Source organism: Paenibacillus sp. D2_2 (genome assembly GCF_031199965.1).
Lineage (GTDB): Bacteria > Bacillota > Bacilli > Paenibacillales > Paenibacillaceae > Fontibacillus.
In genome coordinates this window covers 5,714,618-5,732,593 of record NZ_CP133605.1, presented here as the reverse complement: position 1 = coordinate 5,732,593, position 17,976 = coordinate 5,714,618, and the positions used below count along the sequence as shown (strand labels likewise).

15 protein-coding genes, 4 pseudogenes and 1 riboswitch are annotated in these 17,976 nt (G+C 47.2%); all 19 genes and pseudogenes read right to left on the bottom strand.

Features of this window, described 5'->3' with window-relative positions:
* Positions 1 to 336 precede the first annotated feature (336 nt).
* On the bottom strand, positions 337 to 2,463 hold the full coding sequence (ftsH, locus tag RE628_RS29290) for an ATP-dependent zinc metalloprotease FtsH (protein ID WP_309156844.1): 2,127 nt from the start codon (positions 2,461 to 2,463) through the stop codon (positions 337 to 339).
* A 101-nt stretch (positions 2,464 to 2,564) separates the two neighbouring features.
* On the bottom strand, positions 2,565 to 3,104 hold the full coding sequence (gene hpt, locus RE628_RS29285; RefSeq protein WP_309156843.1) for a hypoxanthine phosphoribosyltransferase: 540 nt from the start codon (positions 3,102 to 3,104) through the stop codon (positions 2,565 to 2,567).
* Positions 3,105 to 3,159: 55 nt separating this feature from the next.
* A pseudogene (tilS, locus tag RE628_RS29280) lies at positions 3,160 to 4,603 on the bottom strand (tRNA lysidine(34) synthetase TilS).
* Between the two features lie 39 nt (positions 4,604 to 4,642).
* On the bottom strand, positions 4,643 to 5,584 hold the full coding sequence (locus tag RE628_RS29275; protein WP_309159610.1) for a serine/threonine protein kinase: 942 nt from the start codon (positions 5,582 to 5,584) through the stop codon (positions 4,643 to 4,645).
* Positions 5,568 to 6,313 (bottom strand): annotated as a pseudogene (locus tag RE628_RS29270) (hypothetical protein). The gene RE628_RS29275 and the pseudogene RE628_RS29270 overlap by 17 nt, the downstream one beginning before the upstream one ends.
* A gap of 233 nt (positions 6,314 to 6,546) precedes the next feature.
* The gene (locus tag RE628_RS29265; RefSeq protein ID WP_309156842.1) at positions 6,547 to 6,855 is read right to left on the bottom strand and encodes a hypothetical protein; all 309 of its coding nucleotides are present in this window, start codon (positions 6,853 to 6,855) and stop codon (positions 6,547 to 6,549) included.
* Positions 6,837 to 8,075 carry an SDR family oxidoreductase gene (locus tag RE628_RS29260; RefSeq protein ID WP_375143147.1) on the bottom strand — a complete coding sequence of 413 codons (1,239 nt, stop codon included), beginning with the start codon at positions 8,073 to 8,075 and terminating at the stop codon, positions 6,837 to 6,839. The genes RE628_RS29265 and RE628_RS29260 overlap by 19 nt, the downstream gene beginning before the upstream one ends.
* A 36-nt stretch (positions 8,076 to 8,111) precedes the next feature.
* Positions 8,112 to 9,538: pseudogene (locus tag RE628_RS29255) on the bottom strand (amino acid adenylation domain-containing protein); the annotation flags it as partial.
* 807 nt (positions 9,539 to 10,345) lie between these two features.
* Positions 10,346 to 10,855 (bottom strand): methyl-accepting chemotaxis protein, encoded by a 510-nt coding sequence (locus RE628_RS29250; RefSeq protein WP_309156841.1) that lies wholly within the window; start codon positions 10,853 to 10,855, stop codon positions 10,346 to 10,348.
* Positions 10,852 to 11,358 carry a methyl-accepting chemotaxis protein gene (locus tag RE628_RS29245; protein ID WP_309156840.1) on the bottom strand — a complete coding sequence of 169 codons (507 nt, stop codon included), beginning with the start codon at positions 11,356 to 11,358 and terminating at the stop codon, positions 10,852 to 10,854. The genes RE628_RS29250 and RE628_RS29245 overlap by 4 nt, the downstream gene beginning before the upstream one ends.
* Positions 11,342 to 11,725, bottom strand: coding sequence for a hypothetical protein (locus tag RE628_RS29240; protein ID WP_309156839.1), 384 nt, complete (start codon positions 11,723 to 11,725; stop codon positions 11,342 to 11,344). The genes RE628_RS29245 and RE628_RS29240 overlap by 17 nt, the downstream gene beginning before the upstream one ends.
* Positions 11,722 to 12,066, bottom strand: a complete 345-nt coding sequence (locus tag RE628_RS29235; protein ID WP_309156838.1) for a hypothetical protein — start codon at positions 12,064 to 12,066, stop codon at positions 11,722 to 11,724. The genes RE628_RS29240 and RE628_RS29235 overlap by 4 nt, the downstream gene beginning before the upstream one ends.
* Before the next feature lie 155 nt (positions 12,067 to 12,221).
* Positions 12,222 to 12,311: riboswitch (cyclic di-GMP riboswitch) on the bottom strand.
* Positions 12,312 to 12,482: 171 nt separating this feature from the next.
* A complete protein-coding gene (gene spoIIE / locus RE628_RS29230) occupies positions 12,483 to 14,984 on the bottom strand; it encodes a stage II sporulation protein E (RefSeq protein ID WP_309156837.1) in 2,502 nt (833 codons plus the stop codon).
* A gap of 399 nt (positions 14,985 to 15,383) precedes the next feature.
* Positions 15,384 to 15,857, bottom strand: coding sequence for a S1 domain-containing RNA-binding protein (locus tag RE628_RS29225; protein WP_309156836.1), 474 nt, complete (start codon positions 15,855 to 15,857; stop codon positions 15,384 to 15,386).
* A gap of 114 nt (positions 15,858 to 15,971) precedes the next feature.
* Entirely contained in the window at positions 15,972 to 16,313 is a 342-nt protein-coding gene (locus RE628_RS29220) for an FtsB family cell division protein (protein WP_309156835.1), read from the bottom strand.
* Positions 16,314 to 16,358: 45 nt separating this feature from the next.
* The gene (yabQ, locus tag RE628_RS29215; RefSeq protein ID WP_309159608.1) at positions 16,359 to 16,883 is read right to left on the bottom strand and encodes a spore cortex biosynthesis protein YabQ; all 525 of its coding nucleotides are present in this window, start codon (positions 16,881 to 16,883) and stop codon (positions 16,359 to 16,361) included.
* A gap of 40 nt (positions 16,884 to 16,923) precedes the next feature.
* Complete coding sequence (yabP, locus tag RE628_RS29210; protein ID WP_309156834.1) at positions 16,924 to 17,205, bottom strand: sporulation protein YabP; 282 nt, start codon at positions 17,203 to 17,205, stop codon at positions 16,924 to 16,926.
* Between the two features lie 118 nt (positions 17,206 to 17,323).
* A pseudogene (locus RE628_RS29205) lies at positions 17,324 to 17,598 on the bottom strand (RNA-binding S4 domain-containing protein).
* Positions 17,598 to 17,870 carry an HU family DNA-binding protein gene (locus RE628_RS29200; protein ID WP_018753532.1) on the bottom strand — a complete coding sequence of 91 codons (273 nt, stop codon included), beginning with the start codon at positions 17,868 to 17,870 and terminating at the stop codon, positions 17,598 to 17,600. Before RE628_RS29200 ends, RE628_RS29205 begins: the two are co-directional and overlap by 1 nt.
* Positions 17,871 to 17,976: the final 106 nt, after the last annotated feature.

Genomic DNA, 17,976 nt, shown 5'->3' with positions numbered 1-17,976 from the left:
GAACCCATTAGTTCAACTTATAGTGCGTATTTAAAAAGTCAAACTTTCAGCACCGTGAAGGTTGGATGAAGCTAGGGTCTGAGGAGCGGAGCGTACGTAGTGGGTACGTGAGCACCTAAGATGTTTCCGTAGGAAACATGACTTCGTAAGCATTTGCTTAGGCCCCGCTGAATTCAAGATTCGATGTCGATTAAGCTACCCGTACTACTTCGTGATCAAAGGGGGACTTTTTAAACAACCTCTTATATAGCTCTAATTATGCACATAAAAAAACCGGAAGGCCATCTCTGGCCCCCCGGCTGTTCTGTCCCCAGTCTCGGGAACGTATCGATTCGCTTATACGGTTGGCGTGCCGCCACCGTTATTGGATCCGTTATTGTCGCCATCTTCCGGAGTAATCGGAGCATCGCCTACAGTTCCCTGCGGCTTATCCACGACTGGATCCTGTGTGAAGTCATTCGCTGTACCACTTGGCACATCGTTCGGAATGTCCCCTCTAGGGATGATAGGATTCGTATCATCGGCTTTGCCTTGAATACGCACCTTCACATCACCAACAGAATCAATGATCGGCTCTCCAGATTCCGAGGAGCCCTCACTATTACCGTCGATAACTTCGCCATTCTCCAGCAATCTACCGTGCTTGATCAATTGATCAATTTGATCATATTCCAGTGTCTCCACTTCAAGCAACGTCTCAGCGATAAGATGAACTTCCTTGGAATGCTCAGTCAGGATTTGTCTACACTGCTCATAGCACTCGTTAATGAAGCGCTGCATCTCTTGGTCGATTTCATAAGCAATACGATCGCTATAGTTCTGCTCATGCCCGAAGTCACGGCCAAGGAATACTTGCCCTTGCGAGGTTCCGAATTGCATAGGGCCTAGCTTCTCGCTCATTCCGTACTCGACGATCATGCTGCGAACAATGCCAGTCGCTTGTTGGAAGTCACTATAAGCTCCAGTACCGATCTCACCGATGAACAATTCCTCGGATACACGGCCACCCAGAAGGCCAGTTACCTTCTCGAGCAATTCTTGCTTCGTCACTAGCATACGATCTTCCTTCGGCAGCATGATGACATAACCACCAGCGCGTCCGCGTGGAATAATCGTTACCTTGTGAACCATATCGGCATTTGCCAAGAAATATCCGACAATCGTATGACCCGCTTCATGGAAAGCGACAATGCGCTTCTCACGATCGCTGATTACACGGCTGCGTTTCTCTGTACCAACAATGACGCGGTCGATAGCCTCATCAACCTCGATCATGGAAATATCCTTACGATTACGGCGCGCTGCAAGCAATGCAGCTTCGTTCAGTAGGTTCTCTAAATCTGCACCAGTAAATCCAGTCGTCCGCTTCGCGATGACATCCAGACGGACATCCTTCGTGAGCGGTTTGTTGCGGGCATGTACTTTAAGTACTGCTTCACGGCCTTTAACATCCGGACGGTCAACTGTGATTTGACGGTCAAAACGTCCCGGACGGAGCAAAGCAGGGTCTAGAATATCATTACGGTTCGTTGCTGCAATGATAATAATACCTTCATTACCACCAAAACCATCCATCTCAACGAGCAATTGGTTGAGTGTCTGTTCACGTTCATCATGTCCGCCACCAAGGCCGGCGCCACGCTGACGACCCACCGCATCAATCTCGTCAATAAAGATTATACATGGAGCATTCTTCTTCGCATTCTCGAACAAGTCCCGCACCCGGGAAGCACCGACACCGACGAACATTTCAACGAAGTCAGAACCCGAGATGCTGAAGAATGGAACGCCTGCTTCGCCAGCTACGGCACGAGCGAGCAGGGTTTTACCTGTACCCGGAGGGCCTACAAGCAGGACGCCCTTCGGAATTCGTGCACCAACTGCCGAGAACTTACGCGGATCCTTCAAGAAGTCAACAACTTCAACGAGCTCTTGCTTCTCTTCATCTGCCCCAGCTACATCCTCGAAGGTAACCTTCTTCTTCTCCTCGTTATAGAGACGGGCTCGGCTCTTACCAAAGTTCATCACTTTGCCTCCGCCGCCCTGCGCCTGATTAAACAGGAAGAAGAACAGAATGAACATAATTGCCAGTGGAACAATCGAAGTCAGGAAAGTAAGCCAGATGCTCTGTTCCTGCATTTTCTTCCAGGTTACTTTAAAGTTATTCTGCTCACTGAGATCTGTAATCTCCTTGAGCACGTTCTCGTCAAATGGAATATAAGCCGAGAACTTCTTCGTCCTGCTGTCACCGACTTTTTCTTTATACTCACCGGTTACCAGATAGGCATAACCGTCAAATTTACCGGTTAATTCCTCAACATTGTTCGCCTTCAATTGCTGGCGCAACTCTGTATAACTAGGGGTGACGGTTTCCTCTTGTCCGCCAATAAGAAATTGAGCGATGCCCACCACGACTAAGAAAAGTATCAAATAAAAACCAGAATTCCGGATGAACCGATTCATCCCCTACCTCCTCTCAGAACCTTAAAATATTTTACCATAGCCGCATACGCCTTTTCAAAAAACAGGCCAGGAGTCCATCAAACCGTAGGTAACGGCTGATATTAGCTAGAGTAAACCTCCGGCTTAAGCACCCCAATGTAAGGAAGGTTACGGTATTTTTCAGCATAATCCAGTCCATATCCGACTACGAAGGCATCCGGTAGAATAAACCCGGATATATCAGCCTTCAAATCAACGGTCCGACGGACTGGCTTATCAAACAATGTAACGAGCTTTATAGAATTCACATTGCGACGCTGGAGCACATCCACCAGATAGCTTAGGGTCAACCCGCTGTCGATAATATCTTCCACAATTAGGATATCACGTCCTTCAACGGAAGAATCTAGATCCTTAATAATCTTCACTTCACCTGAAGAACGGGTAGACGTCCCGTAACTTGAGACAGCCATAAAGTCCATCTCTAAAGGCACTGTAATTTGCTTAACCAAATCCGCCATGAATATAAAAGCACCTTTAAGAATACAGATGACCAGCGGATTGCGTCCCTCATATTCTTCACTTAATTTTTTACCCATTTCTGCAACTTTTGCTTCGATCTGTTCCTGGGTGAACAGAACCTCTTGAATGTCGTTATGCAATGTAAGTAAACCCCCTACGTTAAACTATGAATGCCTTAGATTTGCAGTTCCTGCTTCAGTTAAACCCTCTCGTATCCAAAACTATTCGCAAAACGGAAGTCGTATGCTGGCTTACCGTAGCAATTGCGGAGCGACGAAGACCGGGAATCCATATAATTTGGCCCTCTGCATCCGTCACCATAGGAATTTGGGAGCGAGAAGAAGGAGGTATTTTCGCGTCGATGAAAATATCCTTTACTTTTTTGCTTCCATTTAATCCTATGACCTTCATAAAGTCTCCTGGCAGCCGGGAACGCACAGTAAGCGGATAAAGGAGCCTATCCGCATCGAATACCGCTTCCTCGTCCCACAATTCATCTAGGGATACAGAGCCCATATTAGCCCTATACCGGGTGAAACGCAAACAATGCTCCGTACCTGGAACAGATATTTCAGCCGGAAAATCCTCTACGGGATATGTATAGGACAAACCTGAATTTCCCCCATCAGGCATAAACCGGATCGTATCATATTCACGCATACAGCGCAGTCCACCGCCAAGATCAAGACTCCACGTCGTAGGCAGCTCCTGAATTGCACCCTTGCGAATCGCTTCAATCTTGGTAAAATCATTGTCTTCTGTGCCCAAAGGCAGATAATTTAATATTAGTTTAATCAACCTCCGTTGTAAAGCGGCATGTAAGGCGACAAAAGGCTCAATCTTAAATGAAAAAATTCCGCCTTCGTCAAAGACCAGCTCCTGATATACCTGTTCCGCCTTCTGCTGTATAAAATCGTCTTCTGTACCGACTACTTCGGCCAGACGATTTAAAGATTCTGCAAGTCCGCTATTATACTGCCCAAAAGGGCAGCACATCCAGACGAATTGCATTTCTTGCGTACTTAGGCAATAAATTCGTGCTGTCTGTAACATACGGTATGCCTGTCTTCTCGCACATATGAATTAGATCATTCTTGTATATACGAAGCAACGGACGGATAAGTTCCACATTTTTTTCGAGCCGTTTTAATCTCATGCCGGCAAGGCCAGAAGATCCACTCCCACGCAAAATTCGCATCAGTACTGTCTCCGCCTGATCGTCGGCATGATGGGCCAGAGCTATCGCAGCCGCCCCATATTTCTTTGCGACGCTGTGCAAGAACTCATACCTTTTCTCGCGGGCTGCCAGCTGAGATCCGTGTCCCGATTCCTTCATATAGGCAGGAATATCGTAGACACCAAGCTCGAACGGGATACCAAGTTCGCTGGCCATCCTGCGTACGAATTCCGCCTCCTCATCCGACTCCGCTCCGCGGAACCCATGGTTCACATGGGCACAGACAAGACGCAGCTTGAGATTAGGCTCAGCCGCCAAATGATGTAATATATGTAGAAGCGCAACAGAGTCAGGGCCTCCCGATACAGCCACGATAATGCAGTCTCCCGGAGACCACAGCCTTTCCTCGTTGCCGATCTGGCGCACTTGCTCAACTAATCGGTGCATAATTCTACTGTTCATGCGCCCTCCCCCTCCAATCGTCATCTCTCCATTATAAGTCTATTTCCAGAAAGTGAACAACAAGGCGCAGAAAAGTAAAAGCAAAGATAGCGTAAAAGCCCCCATCATCCACGCTGGTGTCGATGATTTGGACTTACGCTGCAGAACTTGCTTCTGTACCTGTTCCCTCCACAATTGACGAGCCTCCGCTGTGCTGCGGAACTTCCCCTCCAGCGCCCGCTCGAGCCATTTACGATAAGGCTGCAGGGATGCCTCACCCTGCACGATCGCAAGCAAATCGCCCTTACTTCGGGTCTGCGGCAAGCCGGAGGCGACCTCCTTCAGCGGAGCCTCAGCCAGCAAATGAATACATACGACCGCGAATGAGAATAGATCATAGGAAGGCTCCGCCGTCCTTCCTCCCGCCCCCCAGTAGCCACGATCATACCATTCTGTAAATTGCCGCACACTCCGACCGTTCTCGCTAACGCCCCCGTAGTCGATGAGCTCTACCTCGCCATAGGGCGAGACAAGAACATTCTCCGGCTTCAAGTCCCCAAACGTGAACCCTAGACGATGTAGCCCTTCCAGCTGCTGCAGCAACGAATATCCGGCCACATTCAGCCATCTGCTGCCCTGCTGTGCCAGGAATGGCCGTAGTGGCTCACCCTTCACATAGCGCATAACATAGAAAGGAATCTCCTTGCCCTCTAGAGAGTAATCATCTACCTCTACCAGATATGAGAGATCCCTTTGCCCTGTTAACCCACTCTTCCGCTTCTTCCGCTGCAGCGCCTTAAGCACGTTGATTTCCGATTGTAGATCGATCGTGTCGAAGCCCATTTTGAGTGCATACTGTCTCGAGCTCTTCACCTGCTTTACCAAATAGACGACCCCGTTGGCGCCTTGTCCAAGCAGACGCTGAATTAAGTAGCGTTCACCCTTCCAGCGCCCAGTAATAATCGTTCCTGGCGGCAGGGTCCATTTAGACGACGTAGTCACCAAGCATCGCTTCTCCTTCACCTTTCTCGTCCGAACCATTCCTAGCTCCATGTCCATTCAGTGTACCATAACGGAAGAATTCAATCACCTTCAGGATCGCCGGACAGGTCGGAGTTGCCCCCTCATCATGAGACGCTGGAAGATAGACCGGGCTGAGCCAAGATTGCTGGTCCAACCTATATCCAAGACTGCATCCTCACCGCTGTGAGCACCGGGAAAATGAAAGACAGCCACCTGGCTACTCCCCTTTCTCGCCCCTAAGCTAAGCATCATATCGCGGATCGCATCCTCAACAGCAGCAAGCTTCGGCTTCATACTGGCGCTGGCATCGATCAGTAGGGCTACCTGCAAGGGACTATTCTCGCTAAGCTCATCGATCACCTCTACCACTTCGGCGCGCTGCTCCGGCGGCAACACCTCGATCGAGGACTCCCCTAAAATATGCTTCAGCTCCTTACCCACCGCCTGCTGAATCGTCTGAACGACCGTCTTACGCGTTAGCATCTGCATCGTCTGCGCCAGCTTCTCCGTCCCTGTTAACCGACTCATCCCCCCGCCGCTTCTAGCGATCTCCTCAATCTCAATGCTGCCAAGCTCACCGATCGTTCCGTAATCAACAATACCTACCACATTGACGGTAATCCCCTCCTGACGAGCCAATGCCGCCGCCATCACTGGACTCTCCCCTACATTGGAACAACCATCTGTAATCAACATAATTTGTTTCATCGCTATAATTCGCCTCCTAATCATTCCTGTAATCTCTCTTCTCTAGCATTTCCAGGACTGATAGGATTCAAACTAGATCAGTTGAACTAATCGAGGGATGGAAGCGGCTGGGTAATGGATTCTTGAAATGCTAACTATACCTTGAGCAAAAATAGCAGAAGCGGCTCACGCCAATGAGACGACGCTGCCGCTTCTGTACTTCGATTATCATTGAAAATATAGAATCATAGCTTCTAAGGCTTAGGAAAGTATCCGATCCGTACCGCGTAGTCTATCATACGTTCGAAAAACTCGCGGTCCGGAGCATGGCAGACAACAGGCGTACCCGCTAAAAATTCATTCGTCTGCGGGCAGGCGAAGCGGTAGATGGAATTTTTCGCTCCGTCTCCCTCCAATTGGGCCATCGCCAGTTCCATGCCAGCCTGATTCTTCGGTTGATTCGGATCCAGTAGCCAAGCCTCATAATCACGCCATTCTAGCAGTTCAACATAATAGCCATACTCACGCAAGTGATCGACCATATCTACATAAGAGATTTGCACCGGATTGCAGATGTGGAACAATCTACCGCACTCTTCTCCTGCAGTGCCAGAGCAGAGATAGACGCACCCGCATAATCCACTGGAGCGAAGTCTACCTGCCAATGTACTCTCGGCGCCTTACCAAGCAACAGCATCGCCTTCAGCATCCGATAGAAGGCGTTATTATCAATGTTCTTTTGGAACATACCCGTAGTCGAGTAGCAAGACAGATTGCCTACCCGGTATACCGAAGTAGCCACTCCTTCTTCTTCACATGCCCGAATCACCAGCTTCTCCGCTTCGAGCTTACTATTCGTATATACGTTCTCGGTTGCTACTGCATCGTAGCCACTGCCTTCTGTGAACGACTCCCATAAGCCGAGGAAGGCCAGATCCTCTGGAATCCCCAGTGTAGATACATAATGGAAGCGTACATCCTTCCCGCGGGCCAAATCGAGTAGTCGGTCCGTACTCTCAACGTTCACTTTAGTGAAATAGTCGGTTGAACCGAAATGCTTCACCTCAGCTCCACAATGAATTATGGAATCCAAATGCTGGCTAAGCAGCGCTGAATCTTGAGGACTAAGGCCAAGATTCGACTGCTGTAAATCCCCGCGGACTGCGACAACCCGATTTTCCATCTTCCGCGTAATTTCAGCTCCGTGATACCCCTTCATCACATCGACGAGACGTTGGTATGGTTCTTCCCCTTCTTTGGCACGAATGAGGCAATATATGACCGCCTCAGAAGTTTGCAGCAATTGATAGAGTAGAGAGGAACCCAAATACCCCGTAGCCCCAGTCAATAGAATATGATTCTGAGCGGACACGAAAGGCTTACTATTCTTGCCAAACACAAGTGGAAATTCTGCCAAATCGCGAATTTCCTCGCTACCTGCGAAGGAATCCTCTTCTTCAGCGGCATCCATTAATTCAATCACTCGCTCAGCCATAGTATGTACTGTCGAGTATACGAAGAAATCGTTAATTTTCAATTTGGGGAACCGCGGTTTTAGCAACACCAGCGTCTCCAATATTTTCAGAGAATGTCCACCGATCTCGAAGAAGTTGTCATATAAGCCCACGCGGCTGCGATGAAGTGACTTCTCCCAGGCGGCTGTGATTTCCTTCTCTAATTCAGTGACCGGCGCGACATAGTTAGGGTCTTCATCGATCTCTACAGGGATATCGTAGGTACCTAGCCGTTTACGATCAATCTTGCCTGTCGGTGACAACGGCATCGAATCCAATATCATAAATTGACCAGGAACCATATAGGCGGGAACCTTAGTCTTCAGGAAGGAAGCAAGCTCCTGCTTACCGATCACCTCGCCGGACTTGGAAGTATAAAAGCCAATCAGCACCTTCTCGCCGTTATCATCCTCTTTGACGATCACAGCAACATCCTTCACCTTCTCATGCTTCGCCAGATTCTCCTCGATCTCTCCGATCTCAATCCGGTAGCCCCGAATCTTCACCTGGAGATCCTTTCTTCCCATGTACTCGATACCGCCATCGTTCAGTAGGCGAACCAAGTCGCCAGATCGATAATATCTTTTGCCTGAGGAGGGGTCTGTTGGATCGATAATAAAAGCCTCCTCCGTCTTATCAGGCAGGTTTAAATAGCCTTTAGCCAGACCGATGGAATGAATCAACAGCTCACCCATAACATTCACCGGGCAGAGTTGGTCATTCTCGTTGACGATCAGCACCTCGTAATTAGCGAGTGGCTTGCCGATACTGACCGTAGTCAAGTCTTCTGATACCTGTTCCTTGATCATATGCGTTGTCGCGGCCACCGTGATCTCAGTTGGCCCATACGCATTTACGATGAACGGCTGGTGCCCCAGCTTCTTCTGTAATTGACGGACGGACTCCCCAGGGAGCGCTTCACCACCAATAACAAAGCTGCGTATCGCTTGATACTTTATCGCCTCTTCCTCCGTTAAATACGCGGATAATTGATTGAAGAATACGGTCGGCAAAATCCCGATCCGCGTCGCCCCCGTATCTTCAATCGCTGTGGTGAAGCTGTCGACCGAATAACGCTGTTCATTGGACAATAGGTGAAGCTTAGCACCGCAGCATATTGCACTGAATATATCGTACACAGAAGCATCAAAGCTGAAGGTAGAATATTGCAAAATGACGTCCTGCTCTGAAAATTGAAGCTGCATAACCGTAGACAATGACAGGTTCACGACACCCGCATGCCGGATCAGAACTCCCTTTGGTCTTCCCGTTGTACCTGACGTGTAAATCGTGTATGCAATATTATCCTGATCGATGGAAATATGGCAGGCTTCCTCTGGATAAGAAGCAAACCGCTCGAGGTCGAAGCATAATAGCTTCAACTCATTCACATTACCTGCTACAAGCGGCTGCAACTTAGATAGATAGGTTTCCTTAGTTAGGACAATATGGGAGCTGGTATCCTCGATAATATACTGATTTCGATCATCCGGATGCTCTGGGTCCAGCGGAATATAAGTCCACCTGCTTTGAGGACACCGAGCATACTGACGACGGCTTCCATGCTTCGCTCCATGTAGATGGCCACAAATCCACCTTTGTAAAGTCGTTGCTCAATTAGTGCATGGGCAACCTGATTAGATAACCGGTCAAGCTCAGCATAGGTCAACTTCCACTCTGCCGATGATAATGCTATCCGGTCTGGGAAACTCTTAACAGTCCTGCTGAGCATAGATGTAATCGTCAGCTCTACTCCCCAATTTCTAGTTGTATCATTGAGCTGCTCATAAGCCAGTACATCCTCGTCAGTCATGATGGAAATGTCACCTAGAACGATCTCAGGATAATCCAATACCGCCTGAACAATGCATTGAAAATGTCTGGCGAACTTGTTAACCGTACTCTCTTTGAACAGACGGCTCGGATAAGTGATCTCAGCTATCCACTTTTCCCCTTCTGTCCGCACATACCAGTTAAGACGACTTGCCTCATAAGCGACATTTTGGCCATAAATGGTCTGAACCACGGGAGACTGCGAGACCAGCTTTTCAATCTCCTGAATAGGCAAGCTGGCCTCATTGGATAGAACAAGCCTCTCCGCTATAGTCGATAGCAATTGGCTGAATGGCATATCAGCTTCAGTATGAATACGTAATGGAAGTACGCTGCCTTCCGGGGCTTGTACTCCGACGATTTGGTCCTGTTCACCACTCATTCGATACAGAAAGGCATAGTAACAGGCGATCATCCAGGTCTGAACGTCAACTTCCGGGACCACCTGTCTTATCGATAATGAACTGATATTCAATTCATAGGCCATTCTCTTGAAATCACCAACCACAGCCAAATCTGGGTAGTCGGTATGGATATTAAATCCGGATAATGGCGGCTGAAGCTCTCTTAGCCAATATTCCCGGGCATTCTGATTCATCAGTAGGGTACTCACAAGTGATCAGCTCCTATTCTCTCTCTCTATTTACAAGTTGTTCAATTCGTCTCCCCTGAACAAACTACAGCTTCAATCCCTCTACCAGTTTCTCTAATTTCCGGAGATTTGATTCAAGTGCTCGGCAGAATTCATAATATTGTCGGAAGAAGCCCGTTGCTCCATGGCACCTTCTTTGATTCGCTCGGAAACAACCGCATTTCTCTCTGCATATTCAGCAATCTGTTTAATCGTCGCTGTAATCTGTTCCGTCTCAGCCACCATCTCCTCAGTGGCCGCAGATACCTCTTGAATTTGACTGGTCACAGAATCCGTCCCATCCAGTATCGTAGCGAAGAGTTCTCCCGTCTCTTGCACGATCTGAATGCCAGCCGCAACATTCCGTTCTCCTTCGCTAATCGCGGCAACGGCCGTTGTCGTCTCCTTCTGGATATAGTGAACCAGATCAGCAATTTGCTCTGCCGATTTGGCGGATTCTTCAGCCAGCTTCTTCACCTGGTTGGCTACAACCGCAAAGCCTCTTCCTTCCTCACCTGCTCTGGCTGCCTCGATACTAGCATTCAATGACAACAGATGAGTCTGTTCAGCGATTTGTGTTATCACCTGTACAATCTCCTCAATTTGCCAGAACGTCTCTGCAACTGTTCAATCGACACGACTGATTGCTGCACCGATTGCTGGATCGAGTCCATCTGCTTAATAACACCACTGATATTATCCCGGCCAACTTCAGAGTTGTCCTTCATTTGCATCGATGCATCCGACAGCGCTGAAGTACTGTTGGCAATCGTTCCTACACCTGAGTTGATCTCTTCCAATGAAGTAACACTCTCGGAGATCGACTTACTCTGCTGCGAAGCCTTCTCAGAAATTTCCTCAATATTATCGCTGATAGCCATGGAGCTTTGATGGTTGGTTTCCAGCGTCTCGAATAGAATCTTCGATTGATCCGCTGATTGGGTAGAGACCGTCTTGATCGTCGCTACTAGCTCATTCATATTTCGAACTGTTGCATTAAACTTCGCATTAACCTGACCCAGCTCACTCTCATCTGTCTTCAACTGTACGCTGAAGTCGCCATGGCTGAGCTTATCCAGTGCGGACATAAGACCCTTCACAGGAGCGAAGGTTCTCCGGGTCGTGAAATATTGGAACGACAAAATAACGATCAGAATTGCAATAAGTGAGAGGACCGTATATTTCAGCAAATCCGTTTGACCAGGTCATAATTAGACTGGCATCGAAATCCATGCCCATGTAAGAGAATATTTCTCCATTCTTATCCTGAATGGGATAGAGCACCGTCAACCAAACACCGTAATCATCCTTATATGGCTTCGTAAATGTAATATGCTTCGTCTTCAGCATTTCCTCGACGCCCTTCACATGATAAACAGGCTGTCCAAGCATATCGCCCAAATGCAAGCCCTCACCCTCGAACATATCAAGGACTGCCGTTGGGAAAGCGATCATCTGCGTGCTGTCATTCTCAACCTTTGCCCGAAAATATAACCTTGAGCAACATCAGGATGGGTCGCCGACAAGTCATCGAACACCTCCGTCAGTTTCTTCTGAAGCTCCGAATTACGATCCGTGTCTGTCATCGCTGCTTTGGCTTCTTCTGGAGTGATCTTGTCCTTCCAGGCACCCATGACTTTCTGCGAATTGTCCTCCAACTGATTGGTCAAAACAGCTCCTTGAATATAATAGCTAGCGGTAATCAAAATAACGCCAGTCATCAAAATAGATAGACTCGTTAACAACATATTCTTTGTGACAATACTTAAACGGTTAAAAAAGCCAAAAATCTTCATACTCAGTCTCCTTTTCGTTCCATGTGATGACTTGGAATTACTAATAATTCCTTTCGGTAATCGGTTTTTATACATTCTCCCTTCAAGATGGGGATCCACTTATAATTCGGGCAAAAAAAAAGATAACCGCATAGCAAACACTATAGGTTACCTAAAATAGCAACTGGCTGACATATCCCCCTTCAGGAGAATTAGTCCCTATAGCTTTGCGTCACTACCTTTCGATAGCTTTGCCCAAAATAATATATAATAAATTTAAGGGATCCATCATACAAATTTCGACAAAACCGCAATGATAATCTTACTCCAATTTCCAAAACTTTCCCATGATAAATTATTCCAGAGTTGTGTACATTTCTTGAAGTTTGTCGTCTTTTAATCCACTACTAAAGTCACTGTCTGTCCCTTTCCATTTTTCAGCTTACGGTCCGCGGTCGGTCCAACCGTGATATTCCCGGGATATGCAGGGTCGCCCACTGTGGCACTAAATGATCAATTTTAGCTACTACTACTGTCATATCATCATGGATCGTATTCTTCTGATAACGAATCACCGTTTCTAGTAGGCAGTCAGCAATTTCCTGTGGGTCATCGCCGTGTATCTCTGAGATTATCCGCTTAATCCACAGCTCCTTATTCACTGCATAACCTGGGGCATCATACACTCCGTCCGTCATCATGATCAGGGTGTCGCCTGGAAGCAACTGAACCGTCACAAGGTCTATCTCAATATCTTGAATAATCCCAATCGGTAAATTGCTGGCAGTAATCGGAATAACTTCGTTCCCTCGCTTAATGAAGCTCGGTGATGAACCGATCTTCAGGAAAGTCGTCTGTGCGGAGAACTCATCGATCAGGGCCATATCAACCGTAGCATATACCTCATCCGGAGAGCGAAGCATGAGAATCGAATTGACCGATTTCACCGCTAACTTCTCATCCATCCCCGATTGCAGCAATTGTTCGAGAATTTCCAGCGCCGTGCTGCTCTCTAGTCGAGCCCGCTCTCCATTGCCCATTCCGTCGCTAATGGCTACAGCATAGGTCCCATTTCCGAGCTCCATAGCACTAAAGCTATCGCCTGATAATAAATCTCCACCTTTAGCAGCCCCAGCTACTCCGGTCGTCACCTCGAAGGCCTTGGCTGAACCGAAAGTTACAGTTGCTAGTCCATCTCTGCCCATCGGCATATTCTCCCTAACCACCGAAATATGCTCGTCCACAATGTCCGATAATAACGGCGCTATAATTTTCCGGCACTCATCGAATCCTCGGGTATACGCATGGACAATTTCAATCTCCACATTGCCATGATCCAAGTTAATAATGTCAATGCTATGAATGGACAGCCCCATTTTGTCGAGAGCATCTCGAATTTGCTCCTCCTGCTTATACATTACCTGTCCTTCTCGCTGAATCTCTCTCGCTAGATCCTCCATGACCTGCGAGACCCCTGAGAGTTGCTCAGCTACAAGTTGTCTGCTGTCGTATATTTGCCGCTTCCACTGCATATCATTCTGATATAGACTATACTCCTGCTTCATCAGATCGAGCACTTGATCGATCTTGACGCACAACTTATTCCATTTGGGAGGCAGATCACGTCTTGAGAGATCCGGATTATCTTCTACAGACGTCATCATCTCTGTCATTAATTTATAAGTTTGATAGAAATTATTGTCCCAACAAGCTTTGCGACGGAGGCAATTCCCGCAAGCTCCTTCGGTAATCGCATTCATAAAATGGCCAACCTCTTCGCTCTGCTTGGATATCTCGCCACTACTAGCCATCTGACCAAAGCTGCGCGACAGTTGCTTGAACACTTGGGAAAACTGGGCTACCCGCCCGGCTGTAATCTCCCTGACCCGTTTTGCATATTCCTGCTGTGAATTGAGATGATCCTGCGTACCAGGTACATACTTGGAAATGACACTTATCGCTCCCTTCGGGGTTACTAGGAAGAGTAGGATCGCAATGCAACTCTCCCAAGTTGAGGACATCACCTCAGCAGGACCCGTCAAATATATTGATAGAATCGATGAGCCAAGCAGCATCCCCAAAGCGACAGCCCACTTACGTCCTTCCCGTAACATACCAGCCAGCATGCCGGCAAAGGCTAACAGACTCATCTGATAGAGTGCTGTCATATTGGCCAGACTGAGAATCAGCCCGGTAATCACACCTACTGATGCTCCGAGCGAAGCACCTCCAACCAGAGCGAATAACAGAATCAAATATCTCGACATAATATGTTCGATAGATAGACCATATATCTCCCAACCAATGGCACCGGTCATCACTGATGCCAATAAGATGACCAGACAGAGGATCTCCTCATTCCTAAGATGACGCCCCTTCCTGCGAAGCGAGAAGACCGGCACGGATTGAATAAAGACCAAAGTCAGTACAAAGCTAAGTATGGAATCAGCTACCATCATCATCATTGCGTACCAGCTTAAGGAGGGGCCGACGACTGCCTGGAATAGACCTACAAGAAAGGTACTTGTAAATACAGCTAAAGGGGCATAAGAAATGTCCGCTCGCTCAAAATTCTCTAGACCTCTATGAATCAAGTAGAATATAAGCAGTTCTGCTGCGATCCATATCCCGTGCTGAACTGGAGATAGGAGTGCTCCAATCACCATTAGTGCCCCCGCGGTTATCGCGATATCACGTCGCATAAACATCATCACTGCGAAGAAGGCGATAGCAAACGGGGACAGCTCGTCCAGAATAGTAGCTCTCCCCAGTAAGAATGCCATCACCAGAAAGAGCAAATTCCATTTATTCACCGTAAAACGCTGAGCGGCTCGCTCCAAGAGCGGTACATCCATCCAGGCTCTTCTGCCTTTTGCCTTGGTATGTCCTTTTAGCCTCTTCAAACCGGGAAACATAATGACATTCCACTTCTCCATCAACTGGCACCACCTTATCCAATTTGTTAGGTATGTCCCATTATAGGTAGAGCGTATTGGAAAGTTTGTCAGATACCGGAGCAGGGAGCTAAGAAATTTCCGACAAATTGAGAGGGATTTACGAAACACCACGAACCTAGGCCAGTCAAAGGTTACATAGCTCATATACGTGCTTATGTTCGTACCTGGCATCCTCATTTTAACGCACTACAGCACTGATTGATCTGATACAAATCGTGTTATTGCGTAATAACCTGTCGCCTGAGCGGGACAGACGACAAAAATAGAAGCTGGAAAAAATTCAAAGTACAAGTTCAAAAAACAAATTCCTAAGCTACCGTCGTACAAACAACAAAAAACCGTAGGCATATCTATGCCTACGGTGGGTTTCATATTAAGAAATTACATTCGTTTAGCTCCGCGTCCTCCGCGTTTGCCTTCCGTATTCTTCTTCAACGAAGAAATTCGCTCTTCACTATCCTTGAGGAAACGCGACATTTTATCTTCAAATGTAGTCTTATTTGAGAAAGAACGTCCCCCTCGATCCCGATTAAATCCGCCACCTGGTCTGTCCCCGTCTCTGCCGCCGCTTGGGCGATCGCTTCTTGGTGCACGAGGCGGTCTGCTTGACTCAACCGGCTTATCAACGGCTTGCTTAATGGAAAGTCCGATCTTACCGTCCTTATCGACATTAATTACCTTCACGGTAACCATATCGCCAATCTTCAAGTGATCGTTGACGTCCTTCACGTAATTGTCGGCGATCTCCGAGATGTGAACGAGACCCGTGACACCTCCTGACAGATCCACAAATGCTCCGAAATGCGTGATGCCTGTCACTTTACCCTCTAACTTGGTGCCCACTTCTATTGCCATAAAATAAAATGATCCTCCCTTAAAAATATACAGCCAGGCCTCGAAATCATGACTGCGGTGATTTGATTATACCGAATGAGTGAAACAAGGTCAACAGACGGATGCCCTTAGATTTCAATCATTATCCGAGCCGGAATCGGATACCCGAACCGGAATTTCACCAGGTTTATACAGTCCATACTTCTTCATTGCGATCTGACCGATATATTCAGGATCCTTCAGACGATTCAATTCATAATTCAATTGATTCAAATTCTGTTCCGCCGCTACCTTAGAAGCTTGACGCTCCGACAGCTGCTCAGATTTCTGTCCAATCTCGCTGGATTGAGAAATAAAGGTATGGCCCGACCATATCATAAAAACAGCCATGAATATCATCCATAACCGCAATCTACGGCGCGCTCCGATTGTTCCGGCTTTATTCTGCGATTGTCTATCTGTAGATACCTTATGCAATTGAGCGCCCTCCAATCTCTTAATCTCTTATTCATTTGCGAAATCTTACTCTCTATGAAACCAGCGTGTCCATAACGACTTTATCCAGTCCCGCGCTGCGGTTAGCTTGTCCGAAATGCGAAGACGTCTACGCAGCGGCCTTGTAGCCCACAATAGAAGCTTCCAGAACGGCAGCAAAGTGATCCGCCCCAAGAATAATAAAATAACCCATATAAAACCAAGTAACAACCTAATTCCTTTGAGGAGCAACCTGATCGGTGCAATGAGCACGACCCGGACAATTCCGACTAATATCCTATAAAACCGCTTTATTACTATAATTAACATTACCACAAAACGTTCGGTTATAACACTAAGAAACAAAAAATGAATCCAAACGCCTATAAAAAGTCCCAAAAACACATAGAATCTTAATTCTCCCTGATTTGTATGATATAAAGTTCGAAATACAAATAACGCAGAACCGCACCAATATAAAAGGTCAAGGGTATGAATACTCCAGCGGGGAAACGAAATTGCCAGGACACGACCCGGTAGCCGTCGAAGACCATTCCCATAATTCCTCCGCATGCCAACATCCAGAGAAGGGTTATCCACTGCGTATGTAAGTTCATCGGAACAATTTACCGAGGAAGCCCTTATTCGATGAATGGGAGCCCGGCTCCAGATAGGACAGGGAATTTACCAGGCCCTCGATACTGACAAGCCCCTGTTCTAGGTTCAAGTTCTTGATATGTAAATTCTGTCCGCGGATCGTCAAATGCCCTAGCTCGGTCTGCAGCAGAAACTCCTCGCTATCGAAGCTCTCCACATTCAGCACCCCTGATATTTCGAGCAGCTTTCTTTGAAATAAATGCAACTCCTGACGCTTCCCTTTTCCTTGTTCGACCATGGCATGTACCCCTCCTTCTTACAAATAGCTTATGGAGCAGATATCTGGTTTAGAACCGAAGGGAAAATAAAAACGGTGCCATAGGGCACCGCTGAATAAGCAGTAAAATCACAATTTGTTATTCGAACAAATCATGCTTTGCGATCGGTTCTTCCTTCACCAAGGTATACATCGTAGCTGCTTCTTCTTTGCGAGTGGTCTCAGCCAAGCGTTCAACTCTTACGGTAACCAGCTTCTGGCCGAATTGCACCGTAATTTCGTCCCCACCTTGACCGCACTGCTCGGCTTCGATTCACGGCCGTTGATCAGAACTCTCCCTTGATCAGAGACGTCCTTTGCGACTGTACGCCGCTTAATCAAGCGCGACACCTTAAGGAATTTGTCGAGACGCATTATTTTACAGCTTCTTTAAGTTTGTTGCCGGCTTTGAATGCTGGTACGTTAGATGCAGGAATTTCGATCGTCTTGCCTGTTTGTGGGTTACGGCCAGTACGACCGGAACGCTTGCGAGTTTCGAAAGTACCGAAACCAATCAATTGTACTTTGTCTCCGCCAGCAAGAGCCTCAGTGATTTCACCAAGAAATCCGTTCAATACGGATTCAACGTCTTTTTTAGTCAAGCCACTCTTGCTGGAAATGTTGTTGATCAGATCTGTTTTGTTCATTATTAATGCCTCCCAATAGATAAAGAAATAAATGATATTGATATTGCAGTAATTGGAGCTATAACTCCTTTTACCGCAAGGATATCTTTGTATGAGTATTCTTGCT